Genomic DNA, 23,370 nt, shown 5'->3' with positions numbered 1-23,370 from the left:
CTAATACGCACACATCACTGAAATGCGATGTAATCAGTCCAAGCGTATTTCCGTAGTTCAAAAGTTAGGCCGACATAGATGATGCTGGCCTTTTTTGTTCAACTCTTTTTGCACCACACATATCACCTCTACCAACAAAACCATATTTAACTACTAACTTGGCTGTTTGTGGATAGTCTCCGCTTCAGTGTTGACCAAAGTGGGAAATATATTATCGGCCATTGATCATGGCTTTACTCCATCCTCAAATAGCCAATTACAAAGCTAGCAAGGTGATTGCTGCGTTTTTAGTTATCATTACTCATTCTTTATTTACATTAGTGCAACAGATTGAGGTTATACAGTATACATTAAATATAAAGTATGTTTATCATATGTAAATTAATATTGGCTTTTTTTGGGTGAATATATATGCGGGTAAAACTTGTCGGTTTATTTTTTTTCGCAGTCTTCTCTTTAATTTTTACCGCATGCGTTAAACAATCAGGCGAAACTGACGTTTTTGAAGTTGAAACTGTATTTAAACCTACCAATTTATCAGTGATAGATAAGCCGAATACCAATGTAGTGCTGATTTTGATTGATGATTTAAGTCATTATGGTGTAACGGCTTATGGTGCGAACCGCTTACACAGCTACGATGGTGAGTTTACTCGAGCAGAGTTTGCCACGCCTAATATTGATACGCTTGCACAGCAAGGTTTAAGAATAGACCGCGCCTTCGCCTATCCAATCTGTGAAAACACACGAATTGCCTTAATGAGTGGCAAACGAAACGATAGGAACTATTTGCAGCCAAAATCTCAGCATAGTTCTGATCTAACCTTTGGAGATGCATTTAAAAAAGCTGGCTATACCACAGGATTATTTGGTAAATGGAAACAAACTCGAGGCACGATGGAAATTCCTGGTAAGGACTATATAAGCCAGTTTGGCTGGGATTATTACGCTGCGTTTGACGTCGTTACAGAAGGGCAGCGCTATATTAACCCTAATCTTGTGATCAATGGTGAGGTGCGCAACTACAAACGGCGAAAGGACCTAGATCCACAGACAGGCAGACGCTGGTATGGACCGGATATTATTAATCGACATGCTTTGCGATTTATAGATGAGAACAAACATAAACCGTTTTTTTTGTACTACCCCATGATCCTAGTACACGATGACCACAAACCTACACCCGATACGCAGCCAGAGTCGATATTTGATGGGTTTCCCGAAAATGCGGATTATAACAATACTCGCGGAGATGACCGCCAGTACTTTCCCGACATGATCCGCTATATGGACAAAATGATAGGGAAGGTGGTTGAAAAGTTGAGACAGCAAGATTTGCTCGACAATACCTTGATCGTGGTGATGGGAGATAACGGAACCAAGGAAAGTTTCGGACATATGTTACCTGACGGGAGCATTTATCCTGGCAGGAAAGGAGGCAACGCAGACAATGGGTTACATGTGCCTCTGGTCTTACATCATCCCGGGGAAATACCAAGTGGCAAGCATGCTGATTATCGCACATACGATGGGTTGGTTAACTTGACCGATATTTACCCAACGATTGCTCAAGCGGCGGGTATTGAATTGCCTGCCGCTCAGCAGATAGACGGCATCAGTTTCTGGCCTCAAGCAACGGGTCAGAAAATCAAAGAACACCGAGAATATATTTACACTTGGTATATCGGCAACGAATCATACAAAGACGAAAACAAAGTCTTACGTTACGCATTCAATAAACATTTTAAACGCTACGCACCAGACAACGATTTCCCTCAAGGCCGATTTTTTGATTTACGACACGATCCCTTAGAGCGAGAAGGCATTAAAGTCGTTGAAAAGGCATGGCAATTAAAGCGCTACAGCGGGTTAGATGTAAGCCGATTAACCCCAGAACAGTCCGATGCTTATCGTTACCTAGGCGCCATTTTAGACAAGCATAAACTGACTCCTGTTACTCAATTAATTATAGATGATTCTCGAAGGAATTTATCTCTCGGTGAGCGTGGGGTACTAGATATCAACATCATTCCCAAGCACGCTCAGAGGCAAGGCATTATTTGGGAATCTAGCGATCCAGATGTTGTAAGTGTGGACAAGTTCGGGCAGATACATGCTTTGAAGGTTGGGCAAGCCACAATTCGTGCTTTTTCATGGGAAGATGCTGAGCCTTTAGCTGCCAACACTGCACCGTCCTTTTTGCGTTCCGGGCTATCAGCATCTGTAATAGTTACGGTGAGTTCATGAGACTACGGCATTAGGTTTTAAAGGATCAACACAATGAATACTTCTAAGTCAGATGCGTATTGCGAACCCTGTTGCATCAAGGATGGACATGAAATTGAAATACACCATGTGGGTTATATCGACAATGAAGATTATCATTGTGAAATGCATTTTCATGAGGTGCAAGAACTTATTTTTTTCGAACAGGTTGAAGGAGTTTTTCATTATCATCAAGGGGAAACAACCTTAGAACCTTTCGACGTGGTGTATACCCCGGCGATGGAATCCCATGACTTTGACTTAACTGAACAGGCTAAGTCGTGGTATATCGTTCAATTTCCCAAAGTACTATTTGAAACCCATCAGTTTGAGGCTTTGTCTTCGTTGTTTGAGGTCGGTATGCATCTGCGTCTTCCTCCAGAGTTTCAAGGGCAACTATTGCAAATAATTCGATGGGCACATGAAAGCTTTAAGACAGATAAGTATCATGCAAAAAGTATTGCGTTACTTAATTTAGCTTTAGTCATGCTCAAGGAGCACGGAAAAGTGCTAAATGTCCAAGTGCCACGTATTTTAAGCTCTAAATTGCTTAGCGCTAAAATTCAACCTGTTATGGAAATATTTAGAAAGCAGACAAGTGTTATCTTGAGTTTGGAAGATGCGGCGAAGAAGTGTCATTTATCGCCATCTTATTTTTCTCGGGTTTTTAAAAGCATTTTTTGCTTCTCTTATTCTGAGTATGTTGTACGACATAGGTTATATCATGCGGCAAGAATGCTTGGACAAAGCCGAGTTTCCATTACTCAACTTAGCTATGACTTGAACTTCTCCAACCCTTCGCACTTTATCGCACAATTTAAAAAGCAATATGGCTGTACGCCTAATCGTTATCGAAAAGCCATCATTGCTAAATACAACAAGCAAGAGGCGTGAAGAATTTATGAATTTGAATAGGACGTTTTGACTTTGACAATCAACACTAAAAAATGCCCAAATATCGGTTGTTGGCCTTCCTATGCCTTAAAGCGCTCGCTTATTTGTGTAAAATTTCTAACGATTTTGATCGGTTTGACTACAGGATTAGAATTACATGCTGCTTCCAAAACTGCATTTTTGAAAGAAAAAGATGTATTGGTGTTTATAGGTGATTCGATCACTCATGGAGGTAGTTATCACACAAATATTGCACTTTTTAATGCGACGCGATTTCCGCATACGCCCATTGTGTTTGTGAATGGCGGCATCTCTGGTGATACTGCGACAGGCGTATTACGCAGGTTTGACAGGGACATAGCGCCGCATCGCCCCACTGTTGCAACCATAATGCTTGGTATGAATGATGTTGGACGCTATTTATACAAGCAGCCCAAAAAAGACCGAGTGGCGAGGGCTGTAAGAGACAAAAAAGCTTCAGATATAGTCGCTGCGTATCTGGACAACGTGCGTAAAATTATACAAAAGTTAATTAAGATGGGAACGCGGGTCGTGGTGATAACACCATCTATCTACGATCAAACTGCGTTGTTTGCACCAGTAGATTATTACGGTGTAAACGATGCACTGCGGAACCTTTCGGTAGAGGTCACAAAATTAGCCAAAGACCTAAGTGTTGAATGGGTGGACTTTCATCAGCCCATGCTAGAGATCAATGCTAAGCTGCAAGAAAACGATCCAAGAACCACTATAGTGGGAACTGACAGAGTCCATCCTGGCGAGGCCGGACACTTTGTCATGTCGTACGCGTTTTTAATGGCTAAACAAACCGATCAATATGTGGCAAATATTTCGATTGATATTAATGCCAATAGAGACAACGAGTTTCAAAAGTGTCCGCTTGTAGGTGCACTGAGTTTGGCTGAGGATTTTGTTGAGTTTACGTGTAAAGCTGAGGCATTACCCTTCCCTGTTTCGGAAGCACAAAAGGTAGCATTACAGTGGGTACCTTTTATGAATAAATTGAATCAACAGCGGCTCCGAATAAGTGGACTAAAACCTGGGCAATATAGTATTCAACTTGACCAAAAAGCGATTGGTAGTTTTTCAAATACCTTGCTTTCTCGGGGTATCAACCTAGCGGCAATTGAATCTACGCCTATGTATCAGCAAGCTTTACTAGTCAAAACACTCAATGATCGCCGAGCAATTATAGCAAGCAAATTACGAGATATAGCGCAGGTTAAATACTCGATGCTCGACCAATATCCTGAAACTGACAAATCAGATCTGACAGCAGTTTCCAACGTCTTATTTGCTCATGTCGAGAAGAGTGTTTCTGAGCCTTGGTATGAATATTTAAAAAAACAAGTAAATACATACCTAGCTGAAATCGATAATGAGGCACAGTATCAAAAGGAATTGATGGCGTTACATAAACAGCTTTATGAAGAAAACAAACCACGCACACACCATTACAGTATCAAATTTGTTGGTTTGTGATTTTGCCGATGTTAGGGATTGTGGCTATTTCAATCTAAACCCACCTGAGAGCGTTTCCGTGAAAACCCAATGTAAACTCAACCACTTAGGAATAACATTTTTGCTGTTATTGCCTTTCTACCTCCATAGCAATCCTAAACAGCCGGATATAGTAGTGATTTTGGCGGATGACATCGGAATAGGTGACATTAGTTATTATACTGATGTCGTTTTAAAGCAAAAGCCAGTGCTGCGTACGGCAAATATTGATGCCTTAGCTTACCAAGGTGTGTGGATTAATGATGCACATTCGGCGACTGCACTATGCGCCCCTACGCGTTATGCAGTGATGACAGGCAATAATAACTATCGCTCTGAATCACCTTGGGGTGTGTGGGGGAGTTTTCAGAAAAATGCTATTTCAACTAGCTCTCATACATTGGGAAATGTAACGCAAAAGGCTGGCTATAGAACCGGATTTATCGGCAAGTGGCACTTAGGCGGAGATTTTATGCGAACCGACGGCACTGGTATTTTCCGAGGTTCTGACGAAGGTTTTATTCCAGAAGTAGATTTATCAACTATGGTTGCAGGTGGGCCGAATGATATCGGTTTTGATTACAGCTTTATGCTACCTGACGGTATTCAGGGGCCATTGTATTTGGCATACGAAAATCAGCGATGGGCGCCATTATCTGACTCGTCAAAAATCATTCATGTTAATCAAGAAACAGCACCATCCTTAAGCACCATTTCTGACAAAGGTGACGGCATGGGAGATAGCGCTTGGGATACTAGAAAAATAGGCGATTTACTTTCAAAAAAAGCGGTAGCGTTTATTGAAGAGCAGCCAAAAGAGCAGCCTCTGTTTCTGTATTATGCAAGCCCAATGGCTCATTTACCCCATATACCCCCCGAATACTTTGATGGAGAAAAAGTCGCAGGGACCATGCCTTCTGTACACCTTGATATGATTCATGAACTCGATTTGCAAGTGAAGAGAATTGTGTCTTCGCTTAAAGAGGCGGGCCGTTATGAAAATACCTTGATAATTTTTACTTCTGACAATGGAGGCTTAACCTATCGTGTTCCTGGAACACTTGAGGCTGGACATCGTCCTAGCGGCGAATATAGAGGAAGTAAAAATAGCGCTTACGAGGGAGGGCACAGAGTGCCTTTTATTGTCTCTTGGCCCAAGGTTTTAAAGAGTGGAATGTCACTAACGTCCCCCGTTTTAGTACAAGATATATTAGCCACTATTGCCGCTGCGGCTGGTACACCTCTAGATAGCATAGCCGCGCCTGATTCTAAAAACCTCCTTCCGCTACTTTCCAACGAATCCTGGCAAGCTCGAGACTTTATGATGTTGCAGGGTGGGTCAAAAAATGAATTGATATATCGCGAAGGTGATTGGAAACTGATAATACAAAGCGATCATCAAATCTCAAAATTTGAGCCCATAGCGTTATTTAATCTAGGTAGCAATCGGCAGGAGCGAGAGACTAAAAATTTGCTTAAATTCTCCAAACACCAAGATAGAATCACCGAAATGCTGAAACGTTACAAACAGATTAGGCTATCTGGCGTCACCACAGTTAACTCCAATCATTAAAATGGGTTTGTGGCGATGCAAAGGGGTGACTGAGCGTAGTGACTTATTCCCCAATGCGAAAAGGGACAGCAGGAAACCCATTGATGTTATACAAATTCGCCAAAGAGTTATCGGCCCATGCGTAGCGTGCTGATATGGGGGACGATACAGTGGGAGAATGTAAGCGTACGCGGTCACCTTCGATGGTGGCTTGAGCGTTTACATAGCGTCCATCTTTTCCTGCTACTTCGAAACCATGCAAAGTACGCCCTTTCGAGCGAAGACCTTGCCCTATGTCAGTAAAGCTCAGTAGCAAATCGGTGTCCTCAACCTGCATTTCTTTGACCATGGGTCCAGATGTAACACTTTTACTATTGTAGGCGACCTTTTTGGCTCCTTGCCATAAACGTTGGGCCACTATTTGTTTGTTTCTAGGATGTATATCCCATGGATCGCCTGCGTCAATTAGTACCGCCATTGCGGTCTTTGGGAGCACGAGAGCTTGAGTTTGCGCTTCTCGTAACAACGCCCAGTTACTAGTGGATGGTGTCTCTTTTACAGCATGTATGTTTGCCAGTTGGGCGTAAACAAAAGGTAATTCGGCTTGACCCCAACGTTCACGCCAACTCTGTATTAAGGATGTAAACAAAGAGGCATATTGAGTCGCTTGTTTGACATTACTTTCTCCTTGATACCAAATAATACCCTTCAATGGAAAATCGATGAGGGGGTGGATCATGGCGTTGTAAAGCACTCCTGGTTTTTGCCACAACTTGGGTGGCATAGGAACCGCTTCTTCCATTTTATTGCTGATTTTCCATCCGCTGTTTAACTGTATTTGGGTGTTATCTAGGTGCAGAGTTAACGCGTCTTTACTTGCGATATTAACATGATTGTCCCAACTATTGACTGCTCTAAAGGCGATGAGGTTTTGCCCTGCAATAAAGTGCTCTTTAGGTAAAATATATGGATCGTCTCGTTGCGCGCCTATTGATTTTTGTACCTGCGTCCCATTTAAATAAACTTGAAAATGTGATGGGGTATAGCCAATAAAAAGTGCCCCATTTGAGTGAGCTTGTAGTTGTGTGAGTGAGAATCGCTTACGTGTCCAGAGTACATTCGGAAGAGGTTTGGTTAAAGGAAGGTCGGTTGTTACCCAGTGTTGGTCATCTAAGTTTGGGTGAGATAAGCCCAAAATATAATGTCCATCTTTGCTTTTCAGACGTTGTTGTTTTTTGAATTCGTCAACTCTGGTTTGTTGGAAAACTTGATTCCAATGGTTTGGCTTTGAAATAAGATCGTTTGCCTGAGACTTATATGCGTTATGTTTCAGTAAATCTGGCAGTGGTGTCCAAGCTTCTGCAGGAGTTCCACCCCATGTGGAATCTATGATGGCTACTGGTACGCCTTTCTCAAGGTGCAGTTGCTTAGCAAATAGCCATGCGATTGCAGAAAAATCACCGGCAGTGGTTGGTGAAGCCAATTGCCATTTAGCGTGGCCTATGATGTTTTGCTCGTCGGCCGTATAGTGGTTTGGTACGTCAAAGTAGCGGATCAGCGGAAAGTTACTGTCTTGTACTTCTTGTTGCCAATTGTCTACTTGCCAAGCAAGTTTCCATTCCATATTCGATTGACCAGAAGCTAGCCACACATCACCATAATAAATATCGCTAATTTTAATACTAGATGACGATTCAAATGCGTGCAGGGTAAACGGGCCGCCAGCTGAGCGAGCGGTTAAGGTAACTTGCCACTGCCCATTGTGATCCGCAATGGTGTTATGCCGTTGCCCAGCGATAGTTAAGGTAACTTCTGCGTTAGAGGCAGCTTTACCTTTAATCACAATAGGCTCGTTGCGCTGTATTACCATGTGGTCAGAGTATATAGAAGGAAGCTCAATGGCGTGGCTCGTCGCCTGAAGCAGGGTACAAAATATTGCGGTGAAAATTGATGGAAGTAAATGGATTTTCATATAAAAAAGGCAGCCATCAGAGGACACAACCAATGACTGCCTATGGAACCTATTTCGAAATTTTAATTACTTGAGCGAAACGTGATGGTGAAGAAGCGGGCAGTTTTACAGTTAAACCATTTTCATTTTGAGAAAAGCTTAACTCCCCATCATGGCCTAGCATGGTGACATTGGTTATTTTTTCGGGATAATTTTCGCTGTTAATCGAACGGATTGTAAGCTCGTCTTTTCCTTTTGGCCAAGCCATTAAAGTGGCGTATAGCGCATTACCATTTTGAGTAAAACGAATATCACTACTATTAAAATCTTTACGATGTGCTTCAGCATCATTGGAGTTGGTTCCATCAATAACAACGGTAGAACCCTCACCAAAGGTAACCCATGGGCGAGTGCTGTAAATCGCTTCACCATTGAGTTTTAACCAGCTACCAATTTCAGCGAGTAGATTAATTTCTTGTTGCGGAATGGTACCATCTGGTTTGGGGCCGATATTGAGAAGCATGGAGCCATTCTTACTGACGATATCAATCAAATCGTCGACTAATGAGTTGGCGTCACGGTAGGATGGGTTGGTGACATAGCCCCACGAGGTTTTTGACACAGACGTATCTGTTTGCCAGAAATACTCATAAGTATCAGACATTTGTCCACGCTCTATATCAAGTACTGCCGAGCCTGGCGGAAATGAACGAAAGTCTCCTAGATCTTTGTAGTTAAGAGCTGGCATATCTTCCCATTTAGAACCCTTATTATAGAAGTAACTGGTGAATTCCTTCACATGCTGATGGAAGGGCTCAGATGCCATCCACCAGTCAAACCAAATAAGGTCAGGTTGGTACTTATCGACAATTTCCACCGTTCTTAATAGCCAATCATCCAAGAACTCTTGAGTCGGAGGCGTTTCCCCTGCTTCAGAAGTTTCGCGGCTAACAGCTGGTCCGTAAAGACCGCGGTAAGTATCGTCTTGCACGTCACTTGGGGTTTCTCTGCCACCCTCGAAGAACCACCAGTTTTCTGCTCGATGGCTCGATAACCCAAAGTAAATATCTGCTTTTTGTGCGGCGGTTTTTAGCTCAGCGATAACATCACGTTTAGGGCCCATTTCGACCGCATCCCAGCGAGAATATGAGTTATCGTACATAGAGAAGCCGTCGTGATGCTCTGCTACTGGAACAATATACTTAGCGCCTGAGTCTTTTACTACTTCAAGCCACTTGTCAGCATCAAATTTTTCCGCTTTGAACTGTGGGATAAAATCTTTATAGCCAAATTCTGTCAGCGAGCCATGCTTTTCTTGTTGATAGGAAAACTCCTCGGTATCGCTTAGATACATTTTACGTGGATACCATTCCCCGTTATAAGACGGCACAGAATATACTCCCCAGTGGATAAAAATCCCGAACTTGGCATCTTGATACCATTGGGGAATGTTGTATTCCTTAAGTGAATCCCAATTCGCTTTAAAAGGCCCTTGGTTTGCAACATTACGAATCTCAGATAGCTTTTCACTATAATCTGCTTTGTCAGTTACCGTAGTTGCTAATTCAAGTGGCTTTTCAGTACACGCAGTTAATAAAGTGGCCACTGTGATTGCTAACACACTTTTTATTGGAATATTTTTTCGAACCATTTTTAGAGTCATTCAGGTTAATAAAATGTTAGCGACACTATAAATATAAACCCCCGCACATTGCAAATAAAATTTACATATGAAACTTAATATTTTTATATGCATTTTTAGTGAGTGTCGTTTTAACAATGAATTTTGGCGCGTCTCGGGCGCTGTAAATAACAGTATTTTACCAATTTGCACATTAATGGAACACTTTTATAATTAGTGGGTTAATTCAATTTATATGCAATTAAACTACTAATATAAGCATGTTCACATTTAAACTGTTAGATAAATAATTATCATATATAAATATTAACAATTGTATTTGAATGATGTATTGTCGCTTTATTATATAATTAATATAAGGTGGTTTATGTCTTTTCGTGCCATTTTCATGTGCTTAATAAGTTACCTAGTGTTAGATGTTCACGGCCAAGTTAAAACCATAGAAACGGCTTCAACTAGTTCTCGAGTGAATATAAACCTCGACTGGCGTTATCATAAAGGGGGCACCAAACATCAACCAAATAGCAAACAATGGTCTGTTGAAAAGTGGCAAAAAGTCAGCCTTCCACATAGTTATGCACTTACATCTATTAACTTAGACAACAGCAATGATGACAAATCTCAACTGACCTTTCATCGTGATCTTAGCTTCTATGAACGAAAAATAGACGTTAGTGGCAGTCCAGGCAGTAAGGTTTATCTTGAGTTTGAAGGGGCACACCAAAAAACGCGATTGTGGGTTAATGGCCAATATGTTGGTGAACATGCGGTAGGTGCCTATACTCCATTTCATTTTGATATTTCTGAATTTGTTACTTTCGATCAAACCAATACCCTTACTATTGAGTTAGATAATCGACGCAACAAACATATTCCACCTGATGGCCATACTGCAGACTATGTGCTTTTCGGAGGACTTTATCGTGATGTTTACATTAACGTATTAGATTCACTGCATTTTACATTTGATTGGGATTCCAGCACGTCGGGGGTTTTTGTCACTACACCGGCAGTAACAAAAAAAGATGCAACGGTTACCGTGCGCAGTGAAATCATAAACATGGGTAATCAACCTCGTACGTTTTATGTGCAAACTTATATTGTCGACCAACAGTCTATAGTTATTCAAAGAAAACGTACTGAGCATAACCTTAACGCTGGTGCTACTCGCTTGGTGAGGCATACCACCGGTATTGACGAAAATTTGCATCTTTGGTCACCAGATAGTCCATATTTGTACAAGGTCGTCAGTCAACTGCTCGATGAAAATGGAAGGGTATTACATAGTAAAACCAATCCTTTAGGGATACGAAAATTTGAATTGGCATTAGGTAAAGGTTTGTTAATTAATGGTGAGCCAATTGAAATTATCGGAGCGAATCGTCATCAGCACTTCCCTTATATCGGTGATGCAGTCCCAAATAATCTTCATCGGTTAGATGCCTTAAAGTTTAAGCGTTCGGGTATGAATTTAGTGCGCTTGGCCCATTACCCTCATGACAATGCGTTCTTACAAGCTTGTGATGAGTTGGGTTTAATTGTGGTAGAGGAACCCCCTACTTGGATTGGCATGGGCGATGAACTTTGGATGACAAGGTTAGAACTTGCGACCCGTCGCATGATTAGAAATCATCGTAATCACCCATCGGTATTAGGCTGGGGAGCGGGAATCAACCACAGAGGTACAATCAAACGGCTACATTTTGCCGCCAAAGAAGAAGATCCCACGCGCATTAGCATGAATAACGGCACCTTGTGGACGGGCGAACAGCATTCAGGAATTACTGATCTTTATGCCGTTATGGATTACCGCGGAGCAAAGCGTCAAGCCGACGACTTGTTATTTGCCATGGAGCACACCGGTTCTATTGATAGTCTCTCACTGCAAGAAATTGTGTCTCGCTATAAGGGTGATCCAAACTTGATTGGATTAGCATCTTGGAGCGCCCATGATAGTCAATCTTTCATAAAGCGCGATAAACAATATCCAAATTTGTCAGTATGGCAGGCATCCAGTTGGGACGCATTTCGATTACCCAAACCAAATTACTTTTGGTATCAATCAGAGCTTACCTCTGAGCCTATGGTCCATATTGCCGATACTCGGGGGCAGTTTGAAGACCAAGTGCAGGTTTTTACCAATGCACCTGAAATTGAATTATTGCATAACAATCGTTCGTTAGGTCGTTATAAAGCGAAGCGTTTGGAGCAAAACCAGCATCTCAATTCGCCTTCAATTTTGATTCCTTTCAACTGGCAAAGCGGCACCCTAACCGCGTTGGCTTACCACGCTGATAAAAAGCGTGTGGTAGCAAAACATCATAGAACAAAAGAGGCCCGAGGGGAAAAGCTAGTAGTAACGTTTGATACTGATGGCTTTGACAAGATTGCTGATGGCTCGAGTATCATTCTAGCTTACGCAAAAGTGACAAACAATAATGGGGAGCTCATCGATAACGACACGCCTAGTGTCAGATTTGAACTACAAGGGGATGGGCAGATCATAGGTGATGAGACCATTGGTGCGAATCCAGTTACCTGGCGCAATGGTCATGCGCCTATTATGATTCGGGTAGGAACAACGGCTACGACTTTGAAATTAAGTGCTCACGCCGACGGCCTGGAAACTGGCACTGCCAGTATCGACCTACAAGACGCAGATGAAGCAAAGTCGAACGTTACGTCTAGTCATATGTTTGACCCTTTGACGATTGCTGTCGACTTTGGCAATCGTGAACAACATCCTCAAGAGAATTTTTATATTTGGTCTCATCAGTCAGGTGATGACTCTCGTTTGATCGCCGCGGCAAATGGCCAAGAGGTAAAAATCGCGTTATCGGGAGCAACTTTACCTCTGAGTTGGGATAATACTTGGGGAGTACCAGGGGATCTTAGTTTTCTAATTGAAGATGGCGTCAACAACGTAGACGGGCAACCCATTAGATTAGATTTCAGTCAGTTACCCCAAGGAAAATATGAGCTGAAAACTTGGCATCATATGCTAAGCGATGATGGCGAAGCTATTCGACCGTTTCGATTTAATATGCCGAAAAATTCGCGCTCACAAAGCGTTACTAATTATCGACCTACATTTGGTAAGCGTATTGCTATCACTGAAGCTGGCGGCGGAGAAAGGGGAGATGGCGGTTCAAATAAAGGTGCAGCTGGTTTTGCACTTCACACCTTCGCTGTGGACTCACAAGGTGAGGCGTCTTTGATCATGGCCGCGCCCAATGGTAACCAGCAGGTACGTCTAAATGGCTTTCGCCTTACTCAATTAGTCCAAGGAGCTGGTAATGAGTTTTAGTATCAAAGCGACATTGTATTTTTGCAGTTTTCTAATGATGGTAGGAGTGGTTTCTGCACAGCCTGACAGCACTTTTACACAGCACCTAGAGGTTGAAAAGTGGGAAGTTTTAGATATTACTTTAACGACCAAAACGTCAACCGAAACACCTTTCGAAGCTCAAGTAAATGCTTATTTTGTTCACCTCGCAACAGGTGAAAAACAAACTGTCCCTATCGTCTTTAATGGCAACAATAACTGGTTATTGAGATTCTCAGCTGCACAAACTGGAGAGTGGCATTATCAAGTCAAAGGAGATGTTCTACAACTTAATGGGTTAAGTGGCCGTGTTCGGGTGACAGTGAATGAAGATCCTTCTAATCACGGTGCTATGGTGTTGTCATCTCAAAACAAACAAGCATTTGCTTATGAAGATGGCAGTGAATACTTTCTATTGGGATATGAGCTTGATTGGTTGTTTGCTTTGGATTATTCCAATGACGAGGCAACTCCAAAGAGTGAACACTTGTTGTCACGCATCAAAGAGCATGGTTTTAATCATGTGGTGATGAATGTGTATGCTCATGACGTAAATTGGAAAAAAGACGCAAAGCTGGCTGCACATCCAGAACATGAATTCGGCGGGCGTCAAGACATCTACCCTTTTCTAGGCTCTAACAAGCAGCCTGACTTTTCAAGTTTGAACGTGGCATTTTTCCAAAAACTAGACCGCAGTATTCAGTTACTACACGACAAGCGTATGGTGAGTCATTTGATGATTTACGTGTGGAACAAAATGGTTAGTTGGCCAGAAATGAATTCAGATGCCGACAATATGTATTTTGATTATGTCGTGAAACGTTATCAAGCGTTTCCGAATATTGTGTGGGATATTTCAAAAGAAGCGTTATTTTATGGCCGCGCGGATGAAGCTTATATCAAGGACCGAATCGAACGTTTACGCAGTCTCAATCACTTTAACCGTTTAGTAACGGTTCATGACTTTAATTACTGTGCAAAGTACCCTGAGCAAGTTGATTTTATATCCACTCAAGATTGGGGTTATGACATCTATAATCGTATGTTAAATGTTAGAAAACGCTTTGGCGACAAGGTGATTTACAACATAGAACATGGTGCATATGAGGCCTCACCATACGAGGTGTTCCCTGGTGATTACACCGACCCCGAGGTGGCACTTAGAAGAAATTGGATGACCATATTTGCTGGCGTATACAGCACCTATTATTGGCAAGCAAATGCATGGAACGTCATTATTTATAACCCATTTGAACAAGCAGACGCTAGGCATCACCCCAAGTTTGGCTACTTTAGGGCTATGACAACATTTTTCGAGCATTTTAATTTCTCTTCATTTACACCGGCCCCAGGTAAGAACGGTTCGGGCTTCACCATGGTTGATGAGCAAGAAACCTATCTAATTTATGTATCGAAAGACAACTTTCAGATGTCACGAGGGAACTGGTATTTGATCCCCGATGGTAAAAAGCCAAATCGTACAATGCAGTGGTTTAACACCTTAACTGGCGAAATGACCCAAGTCAGTCAAATTAACAAAGAGCAATTATTTATTTCCCCGTGGCGTGGAAGCGCCGACGCCATATTGATCAGCAAAGTAGTAGAGTAATCCTATGACCCAGATAATCTATCTTAACGAAAATAGTCTTGAAGACGCCTCTAATAGAGGGATTAATGTTCCTCAATACCGTAAGCCTCCGAGTACTACCAAAATTGGCATAGTGCACATCGGACCCGGTGCATTTTTTAGAGCCCATCAAGCTTGGTACACACATCAGGCTTTAAAACATAAAGGGGGTCACTGGTGTATCAGTGCGGTATCGCTTCGTTCAAGAGGTGTCAGCGAGGCACTGACTGATCAAGACGGATTGTATTGTTTGGCAGAGTTAGACAAAGAAACGCACTTTGAGGTGGTTGGTGCAATTAAGGAAGTGCTTGTCGCCAGAGAGCAGTACGCACAGGTCATTGCACGTCTCACCAATATTGATACAAAATTTGTCACAATGACTATTACCGAGAAGGGGTACTGCCTTAATAGCCAAGGTGAACTTGATTTAACACATCAAGACATCAAACATGATCTTCAACGGGTAACTGAGCGTGTTTCAGCGGTCGGAATTTTAGTTGAGGCGTTATCTATTAGGCATGAAAAAGGTCTACCCGCTTTTACCGTTATTAGCTGCGATAACATCACAGGAAATGGCACAAAGCTAAAAAAATCGATTGTTGCTTTTGCAAGCCAAACCAACAAAAAACTGAGTGACTGGTTAGCTAAAGGACTGACTTGCCCGAGTACTATGGTAGATAGTATTACTCCAGCCACCGACGACGCACTGCGAGACCTTATAAGTCAAAAGCTTGACATAAAAGACAACTGGCCCATAAAACGTGAAGCATTCTTGCAATGGGTGATAGAAGATTGTTTGCCCTCAGATAGACCGGCTTGGGAGGAAGTTGGCGCCGTGCTAACCCAAGACGTAGAGGGATTCGAAAAAGCTAAATTGCGCCTTCTTAACTGCACTCATTCGAGTCTCGCCTACTTAGGGAGCTTAATGGGTATTGAGACAGTTTATGACGCTATGCAGAATACTCAGTTGATAACATTCATTGAAAAAATGATCGACGAGGAAATTTTGCCGTCTATCGATGGACCAAAAGAACTTGATGCAAAGCAATACAGCCAAGATATTTTGCAACGCTACAGAAACCCCGCTATACGCCACCTTTTAAGTCAAATTGCCTGGGATGGTTCTCAAAAAATTCCAATGCGCATTTTGCCAATTATTCAGCAAAATTTAGAGGAAGGACGCAGCGTTAGGTTACTGTGTCACGCTTTAGCTGCTTGGATGCATTTTGTTCGTCTACGACTCGCCAAAGACGAGAGATTGGTAGACCCATTGGCTTCGCAACTAGAGAAATTGGGTAAATCATGTAGTGGAAATGCTCAGAGTGATGTGAGTTTGTTCTTGTCCATTTCATCTATATTTCCAGCATCGTTGGTCGCTAATAGCGAACTTAATTCTGCATTGGTAACGGCGTATAAAAATCTAGCGCCGGTTTTAAACAATAATCAACACAGCTGGTTTGTGTAAAAGGAACTCAGCATGACATTTACACTAGCACCCTTAGATATTGGTGTTTTTCTGGCGTATGTATTGGTACTTCTTGGAATTGCATTGTGGATTTCTCGAAATGAAAAGTCCCATGAAAGAAACACTAAAGATTACTTTCTTGCGAGTAAATCTCTGCCTTGGTGGGCGATAGGGGCATCACTTATTGCAGCAAACATCTCAGCAGAGCAAATTATTGGTATGTCGGGCTCTGGGTTTGCTCTGGGCTTAGGGATTGCATCATATGAATGGATGGCTGCCATTACGTTGATTCTCGTGGGAAAGTATTTCTTACCGATCTTTTTGAAAAATGAAATTTATACTATGCCGCAATATTTACAGCAGCGCTTTGATGGTCGAGTAAAAACCACCTTAGCTTTGTTTTGGCTTGCGGTTTATGTGTTTGTTAATTTAACGTCGGTACTGTGGTTAGGGGGATTAGCTATACAAAGCGTGGCGGGTATTGATTGGCTATACGGTATGCTGTTTCTCGCCATATTTTCTATTGCTTACTCCACTTATGGTGGGCTAAAAGCAGTTGCATATACTGATATTATTCAGGTGGTATTGTTGGTATTCGGGGGCTTATTACTTAGTTACCTTGCGTTGCAGCAAATATCAGATGGTGAGGGATTAATGAAGGGCTTCGGTATTTTAACCGAGAAAGTCCCTAGTCACTTTGACATGATATTGAGCCCAGACAACAATGAGTACATGAACTTGCCTGGTATATCAGTGCTGGTGGGTGGCTTGTGGGTCATGAACATTGGTTATTGGGGGTTTAATCAATATATTATTCAGCGCGCTTTAGCGGCTAAAAACATACAGGAAGCACAAAAAGGTATTGCCTTTGCCGCCTACTTAAAGTTGTTAATGCCGATAATAGTGGTGTTACCAGGCATCGCAGCAGTGTTGTTGTTTCCAGACCTAGATAAGCCAGATCAGGCATATCCCTCTATGATGTCATTAATGCCTGTGGGCATAAAGGGGTTAGTTTTTGCTGCGCTTGTGGCCGCAATCATTTCGTCCTTGGCGTCTATGACTAACAGTATTTCTACCATTTTTACTATGGATTTATACCGTCCATTGAATGAGGGGAAAAGTGAACATCACTACGTTAACGTAGGGAGAGTCACTACTTTGGTTTCTTTGATCATCGCAGTGTCCGTTGCTCAGCCGCTAATCGGCCAATCAGAACAGGCATTTCAATATATTCAGGAATTTACCGGTTTATTTTCTCCCGGCATTACAGTGATTTTTCTAATGGGCATGTTTTGGTCACGTACCACTTCAACAGCCGCGCTTGCTGCAGCCTTAGGTTCAGCTGCGTTCTCAGTGTTGATTGCTGTACTGTGGCCTAGCTTACCCTTTATGGATCGAATCGGCTTGGTGTTCCTTTTGTGTTTGGCTTTAGCGTATGTCGTTTCGTTATTTGAAGTTGCGCCAGAGGTAAACAAAGGTGTAGAGCTAAAAGACATAAGTTTTAAAACGACTACGGGATTTACCGTTGCGGCTATTGGGGTGATCATTATTTTAACCGGTTTATATGCGACTTGGTGGTAATGTAGTCCAGAATAATACATGAGTAATCTGTTGTTTTTCGCTGAATGAATTTCTTGGTGGCGTTCAATGTTAAATAGCAGATTGCTAAATGTATGGGGCAATAAAGGTGTTATATCGAAACTTGAACTGACAGCGACTTTTCACAAAAGGTTAGTATGATGGAAATGAACAATTAAATGCTTATTCGTAAGTTTCTGGTATGGAGTGTTCTGATATTATCTTCGTCAGGTTGTCATAAGGTTACACCAAATATTGAAGTTGATAGAGGTAATTGGTCGCACCGTTTCGGGGTCGACTATGACATTTCTTATGGCACTTCGGTTTCACAAACCCTAGATATTTACCGCCAAGGACAATGGCAGGGGCCACCTAATTATTTTGTTGCTGGATCGCGAACTAGGCCTACCCTAGTTTATATTCACGGTGGCGCTTGGCATGGTGGCAGTAAAGCTTCTTCTGTTTGGTCTATTATGCCCTTTGTGGAAAGAGGCTGGACAGTGGTCAATATTGAGTATACGACTGGAGGTGGCACAGCGCCACAGGGGGCAGATGACGTGCTTCAAGCCATGCAATGGTTAACAAAAAATGCCGAGCAATACGCAATAGATCGTAACAATATTGTGGTGTCTGGGGATTCGGCTGGCGGACATTTAGCGCTACTCGCTGGCTTTATTAATACCGTGCCAAGTCACGCTGCATACACGGGTAACGAAATGACCGTTAAGGCGATAATAAATTGGTTTGGTATATCTGATATTGAGCATCTTGAGCATTACCTAGCGAAAATAGGGGGCTGGAATTACCCAAGAAAATGGGCGCAAGGTGACAAGGTTTTTGAGAGGCTTGTAAGTCAATATTCCCCTATCCATTATGTAAATTCATCCACTGCCGCTGTGCTGAGTATTCATGGTTCTTCTGATAAGGTTGTGCCCTTGGAACAGACCTTGCGTTTGCATAGGGCGCTCGAGGAGTTTTCTGTACCCAATCATGTCACTATGATACCCGGTGGTCGTCACTTAGGGTTTACAGACACACAATTTCAAGTCATTTATCGTGAGATCTTTGCCTTTATAGATCGAATTGATATACCAAAACCATGATAGAAACGGGGGCCTCTGTATCGTGCTCTCTCAATGCGACCTGTCTACCTTTTGTTGGTATGAGTTTATTCAGCAATATTTTTATGCGTAGCTTTGCGGCGATATCCCATTGCTAGCGATGCAAGCATAAATGTTAAGGTGAAGCTTGAAGGTTCAGATACCTCGTTTATTGTCATATTGACGGCTGTTAGGGCTAATTCAATGCTCGTCAGTGATGAAAATGCTGCGTCTCCAAAACTATATAAGTTTGACTCATAATAACCGCCAAATGAAAGCGACTCTCCTGGGTTTAGTAAGAAAGAAAATGTTCCGCTTTTGGCAACAGTTTGTGGCCCAGGGTTGATATCAGACGAGATAGCAGAAAATACAAACTCTAAATTGTTGTTGTCGAACAAAGCGATAGCCGAATCTGCGAAAGCATCGTCTGTAAAAGGGTCTGAAACCGCAGTAGATACTTGTTGGAAAATACCATAATCAAACACAAACTCAGCAGTGTTATCAGCAGCGGTGTTACTTAGGTTTACGTCGAAAAAATAGCGAACATATTCAAAATCTACATTAATGTTTTGCGCCCCAAGTGTACTACTGATAACAATAGACTCGTTCAGTGACCCATTAACAGGGTTATTCCCAGTAATCAGTCCATCGTTAACTTGGCTACCTTGGGTGCCAATCCTAAAACTGTCTGCTTGTTGTGTATCCAATATGAATGAGCTGATGTCGTCAAATGCAACCGTTGCGGTTACGGTAATATTTGAGGGTATTAAGCCGGCTTGAGAAACCGTAGGAAATATTAAGAATGACAATAAGTGTATGGCTTTAAGTTTCTTTTTCATAATATTGAGTTTGTATGTGAATTTAATTGTTTATAAATGAATAATTGTAAGTTGGCAAGATGTTTAACATTTTAATTACATTTTGGCCATTACTTAGTTGGTATCACGATTTATTTTTACGGTTCTAGGCTAGAAAACTCCAATACTCCTTTTACTAAAGTATGTCTGGCGGTGATTGTTCGCGAGACTCTATAGTAAATTTTGCGAACTCGGTCTAAAACCAAAAAATAGCAGAAAAACAGTTTACACAAATGTTCTCAGTGAAGAGTGTTTTACATTTTCTGATTTATTTGTAATTATTGTAAATCATATGTAAACAATTGGGGCGTTAAATGAAGCTGTTCAAATCAAGTTCAACCACGTTTGCGATAATTGGGGGTCTCTTATGTTCGGGATTCCTGCACTCATCATATGGACAAGCTGTGCGTGTCAGTATTGATTTGAGTAAACAGTTATACGTGGGGGATAGCTCAGAGTTAGATCGTAATAAGTTCTTTAATATCCATTCAAGTCCAGGCGAACCAGGGGCTGCTGAACAAGACATGCTATATATTCGAAATGAACTGAATGCGCAGTATGGACGTGTATTTTGGGGGCCAATGGCCTTGAGCGGCAGTGCAAACTATCCAGACACTCAACAGGCAATACTTGATGGTGAACAGTCAATCGCCAATAGTAAGACGGGCGCTTTTTATGAGTTCGGTACTAATCGAATCGTTGCTACAGAACATCCTAGAAGCGTGTTGGTGCAAGACAATGATCCTGTCGAAGGGGCTCGTTGGGCAGCCGATTACTTCGAGTACTATTTTGAAGACGATAGACGGCCGCTATTTTACGAACCAATGAACGAGCCTTTTGTTCATGCATCGGATTTTGTCGATGGTCCTTGGGATCCTGTCGCAAATGAAGCAGTGCAAAGACACATGGCCAACTGGTTTGCTGAGATAGGAAAAGAGTTTGCACAGCGCGGTCTGAACACTAATGTCATTGGTTTTTCTTCCGCTTGGCCATCCTTTGAATTGTCAGATTTTTCCCATTGGCAGTCCCGTCAAAAGATGTTTATGGATGTGGCAGGTGATCACATGGATGGGTTTTCTTTTCACTTGTACGATGGTGTGAATGTGGCTGGCCAAGACAATTTTCGTTCTGGAAGTAATGCAGAAGCCATTATCGATATGATAGAAGCTTACAGTCACATCAAATGGGGAGAGGTCAAAGCTCATGCTGTTACCGAGTATGGTGGAATAATTGATGGTTACCCACTTGAATACAGTGCTGCGAAAAGTGCTCAAGAGCTGCGCTCCTATAACCATATTTTGTTTTCGTTGTTAGAAAGGGAAGACAGAATACTAACATCGACCCCTTTCATTACTGGAATATCAAAATGGTTTTACGATGCTAACAATTTCAATCCATACTCAGCTGCAGTGCTGCGACCTGACCCAGACAAAATTACCTCAAACAAAGTAAATGGTTATCTGCCTACTGAAAAAGCATACTTTTATCAGCTTTGGTCAGATGTTAAGGGTAATCGAATGGCGGTGGATTTCTTGGATCCTGACATCGCAGTTCAAGCATTCAATTACGGCAACAAGCTATACTTGGCGCTCAATAATTATGAAGACGGTAACAAAGTTGTAGACTTGTTTTTCCTGAATCAAAGTCATCCAGTGTTACAAGTCCGAGCTAAACGCCTCGATGTTCCCTATGCTCAAGGAGCAAACTACACAGACAAAATTCTACCGACAACTCCGCCAACTATTACCATGGCGGGGCATGAAACCATAGTGCTGGAATACATCTTTGCTGATCCCATATCACCTGAAGGTATTGTGCGAAAGAGTAATTATTATGCGCAAAGCTATTTGCAGCCCATAGTTGAAAACATTGGGTTGTCGTTTACGTTTAATAATATTGATGTAGAGGAAGAGATTAGGGGCTTTGCAGATGCTTATAAGGGGCTAGAGTTTGATCAATCAGTGGTCGACGCCATTAAGCCAAACGAAGTAAATCGCTTAACGTCAACTATGCGCAGTTTTGATCGACAACTGACGAGTATAATAAGTAAATTTCCCGATGAATGGCGCGATAGTGCGGAGTTTGCGCGTTTAACACAAAGAGCGGAGCGCTCACCCACCACAGCAAAAGCTTTGCAGTATCATTATGCTTTGCACGGATACAATGCTTCAGATCGAGTTGCAATGCTTAAAATGGGGATTGGCCGTAAACACGACAAATCTAAACAGCCTAAAGTTTTGGTTAATGGACATGAAATTGATGTACCCAATGACTGGCGCGGTTATGATCAGGTTTCTCGAGATGACTTTTTTGGGGTCATTGAAATTCCAGTACCTGCTAAGTTCTTGAAACCCAATACCGAGGTGGAGCTAGTGTTTCCTGACTCTCAAGGGCACGTTAGTTCTTTAATTTTAGAGGTTGATAAGCAAGAGCCACTGCAATCGGTCGCAGTGTCGGGTGTTGAAATGCAAAATACGTCAGTGGCCATCAAAAAAGATCGTCCTTATCGCTTGTTTGCCAATGTTTTGCCACAATCGGCCACTAACAAATTCTTGCGTTGGCATTCCAGTGATGAGTCTATTGCCAAGGTTGATGAGGGACTTGTAACACCGGTTTCCCCTGGCGTTGTTGTGATCAGTGCTCACAGTGATGACGGCGAATACGTTGCTTCTACTAATGTTGAGGTAAAAGATGAGTTAACCGTGAGAAATACTATCGTTATTACAAACGATGTTTCGTCAATGGCACCAACTAATAGCATCACACTTGATATTGATTACTCGACAAGTATCGAACGCGACGTTGCCTTTGAGTTGATAAGCCCAGAAGGTAACTGGCTGGGATTGAGCACAGTGACTGTACCTGGAGGAGAAGGCTCCACTCAAGTCACCCTAAGTTTCAGCGAAAACCTTGCTTCAGGTAAAGGCTATAAAATCATAGCGGCGCTTCGAGAGGTCGGTGGGGACTGGAGGACCAGTGTTGATGGCCATACTATTACAGGAGTTGAAATCACCTCTACAGACACCACACCTAATCCAGTCAATAATTTACTTGGAATTAACGGCGACTTTGAGCAAGGTTCATTGGGTGATTGGCAATTGGTGTTTGGTTCTAATGGAGCGCTAGAAATTATTCAGGACGCGGCTTACAGCGGAAATTATGGTATTAAGTTCGATACATCTGATGGAAGAGTTGGCATTTCAATAGATGAGACCGTACTACCCCACTCATTAATAAAGGCAGGCAAGAAGTTTAAATTGAGTTTTTATTTAAAACGCCTGTCTACAGGGGCATGGTCTGGAGGTATGAGTCAGTTCATTAATTTAGACGGTGGATGGAAAAGTTCAGGACAAAAATGGTTTGGCGGCACTCTAACAGGGGAGTGGCAGTTGGTAGAAATCGAATTTGATGGTGTCGATTGGCCTGATACTCAAACCTCATTTGAGGTTAATTTGATGACGTCAGGGCATACTTGGTACGCTGATGACTTCATCTTAGAGGACATTACTCAAGAGTAATGTCCTTTGTTTAAGATCACGCCGAGTGTCAATACTCGGCTAAAGTTTTTGTATAAGCTTTTCCTAGTCAGTCAA

The 23,370-nt window shown here is 42.2% G+C and carries 13 protein-coding genes; 10 read left to right on the top strand and 3 right to left on the bottom strand.

What is annotated here, in order from left to right:
* Window positions 1-411 precede the first annotated feature (411 nt).
* The 4 genes from ABJK37_RS22890 (at window position 412) to ABJK37_RS22875 (ending at window position 6,253) form a co-directional block, all read left to right on the top strand.
* Window positions 412-2,247: a sulfatase-like hydrolase/transferase gene (locus tag ABJK37_RS22890; RefSeq protein ID WP_348358649.1), complete on the top strand. Its 1,836-nt coding sequence runs from the start codon at window positions 412-414 to the stop codon at window positions 2,245-2,247.
* A gap of 33 nt (window positions 2,248-2,280) precedes the next feature.
* Entirely contained in the window at window positions 2,281-3,159 is an 879-nt protein-coding gene (locus ABJK37_RS22885; protein WP_348358647.1) for an AraC family transcriptional regulator, read from the top strand.
* A 135-nt stretch (window positions 3,160-3,294) separates the two neighbouring features.
* Window positions 3,295-4,662 (top strand): SGNH/GDSL hydrolase family protein, encoded by a 1,368-nt coding sequence (locus tag ABJK37_RS22880; RefSeq protein ID WP_348358645.1) that lies wholly within the window; start codon window positions 3,295-3,297, stop codon window positions 4,660-4,662.
* Window positions 4,663-4,762: 100 nt separating this feature from the next.
* Window positions 4,763-6,253, top strand: a complete 1,491-nt coding sequence (locus ABJK37_RS22875) for an arylsulfatase (protein ID WP_348358643.1) — start codon at window positions 4,763-4,765, stop codon at window positions 6,251-6,253.
* 43 nt (window positions 6,254-6,296) lie between these two features.
* On the opposite strand, the gene ABJK37_RS22870 is transcribed toward ABJK37_RS22875, so the two are convergent.
* Both ABJK37_RS22870 and ABJK37_RS22865 read right to left on the bottom strand, forming a co-directional pair.
* Window positions 6,297-8,075 carry a sialate O-acetylesterase gene (locus ABJK37_RS22870; protein WP_348358641.1) on the bottom strand — a complete coding sequence of 593 codons (1,779 nt, stop codon included), beginning with the start codon at window positions 8,073-8,075 and terminating at the stop codon, window positions 6,297-6,299.
* A gap of 178 nt (window positions 8,076-8,253) precedes the next feature.
* Window positions 8,254-9,834, bottom strand: a complete 1,581-nt coding sequence (locus ABJK37_RS22865) for an alpha-L-fucosidase (protein WP_348358639.1) — start codon at window positions 9,832-9,834, stop codon at window positions 8,254-8,256.
* Between the two features lie 358 nt (window positions 9,835-10,192).
* On the opposite strand from ABJK37_RS22865, the gene ABJK37_RS22860 reads away from it, so the two are divergent.
* The 5 genes from ABJK37_RS22860 (at window position 10,193) to ABJK37_RS22840 (ending at window position 18,923) form a co-directional block, all read left to right on the top strand.
* A complete protein-coding gene (locus tag ABJK37_RS22860) occupies window positions 10,193-13,132 on the top strand; it encodes a glycoside hydrolase family 2 TIM barrel-domain containing protein (RefSeq protein ID WP_348358637.1) in 2,940 nt (979 codons plus the stop codon).
* On the top strand, window positions 13,122-14,759 hold the full coding sequence (locus ABJK37_RS22855; RefSeq protein ID WP_348358635.1) for a DUF5060 domain-containing protein: 1,638 nt from the start codon (window positions 13,122-13,124) through the stop codon (window positions 14,757-14,759). The genes ABJK37_RS22860 and ABJK37_RS22855 overlap by 11 nt, the downstream gene beginning before the upstream one ends.
* A 4-nt stretch (window positions 14,760-14,763) precedes the next feature.
* Complete coding sequence (locus tag ABJK37_RS22850) at window positions 14,764-16,242, top strand: mannitol dehydrogenase family protein (protein ID WP_348358633.1); 1,479 nt, start codon at window positions 14,764-14,766, stop codon at window positions 16,240-16,242.
* A gap of 12 nt (window positions 16,243-16,254) precedes the next feature.
* Complete coding sequence (locus ABJK37_RS22845) at window positions 16,255-17,823, top strand: sodium/sugar symporter (protein ID WP_348358631.1); 1,569 nt, start codon at window positions 16,255-16,257, stop codon at window positions 17,821-17,823.
* A 176-nt stretch (window positions 17,824-17,999) separates the two neighbouring features.
* Window positions 18,000-18,923 (top strand): alpha/beta hydrolase, encoded by a 924-nt coding sequence (locus ABJK37_RS22840; protein WP_348358629.1) that lies wholly within the window; start codon window positions 18,000-18,002, stop codon window positions 18,921-18,923.
* 65 nt (window positions 18,924-18,988) lie between these two features.
* Here the strand turns inward: ABJK37_RS22840 and ABJK37_RS22835 are convergent, their stop codons facing one another.
* Entirely contained in the window at window positions 18,989-19,759 is a 771-nt protein-coding gene (locus tag ABJK37_RS22835) for a hypothetical protein (protein ID WP_348358627.1), read from the bottom strand.
* A gap of 422 nt (window positions 19,760-20,181) precedes the next feature.
* On the opposite strand from ABJK37_RS22835, the gene ABJK37_RS22830 reads away from it, so the two are divergent.
* The gene (locus tag ABJK37_RS22830) at window positions 20,182-23,295 is read left to right on the top strand and encodes an Ig-like domain-containing protein (protein WP_348358625.1); all 3,114 of its coding nucleotides are present in this window, start codon (window positions 20,182-20,184) and stop codon (window positions 23,293-23,295) included.
* Window positions 23,296-23,370: the final 75 nt, after the last annotated feature.

It is taken from the genome of Paraglaciecola sp., from assembly GCF_039964565.1.
GTDB lineage: Bacteria > Pseudomonadota > Gammaproteobacteria > Enterobacterales > Alteromonadaceae > Paraglaciecola.
Note: the sequence above shows the minus strand (reverse complement) of the source record. Positions and strands in the feature narration are given on the sequence as shown.

Coding starts and splice junctions, on each gene's coding strand:
- ABJK37_RS22865 (WP_348358639.1), bottom strand. CDS start 9,834: ATGGTTCGAAAAAATATTCCAATAAAAAGTGTGTTAGCAATCACAGTG.
- ABJK37_RS22885 (WP_348358647.1), top strand. CDS start 2,281: ATGAATACTTCTAAGTCAGATGCGTATTGCGAACCCTGTTGCATCAAG.
- ABJK37_RS22835 (WP_348358627.1), bottom strand. CDS start 19,759: ATGAAAAAGAAACTTAAAGCCATACACTTATTGTCATTCTTAATATTT.
- ABJK37_RS22840 (WP_348358629.1), top strand. CDS start 18,000: ATGCTTATTCGTAAGTTTCTGGTATGGAGTGTTCTGATATTATCTTCG.
- ABJK37_RS22845 (WP_348358631.1), top strand. CDS start 16,255: ATGACATTTACACTAGCACCCTTAGATATTGGTGTTTTTCTGGCGTAT.
- ABJK37_RS22850 (WP_348358633.1), top strand. CDS start 14,764: ATGACCCAGATAATCTATCTTAACGAAAATAGTCTTGAAGACGCCTCT.
- ABJK37_RS22855 (WP_348358635.1), top strand. CDS start 13,122: ATGAGTTTTAGTATCAAAGCGACATTGTATTTTTGCAGTTTTCTAATG.
- ABJK37_RS22860 (WP_348358637.1), top strand. CDS start 10,193: ATGTCTTTTCGTGCCATTTTCATGTGCTTAATAAGTTACCTAGTGTTA.
- ABJK37_RS22890 (WP_348358649.1), top strand. CDS start 412: ATGCGGGTAAAACTTGTCGGTTTATTTTTTTTCGCAGTCTTCTCTTTA.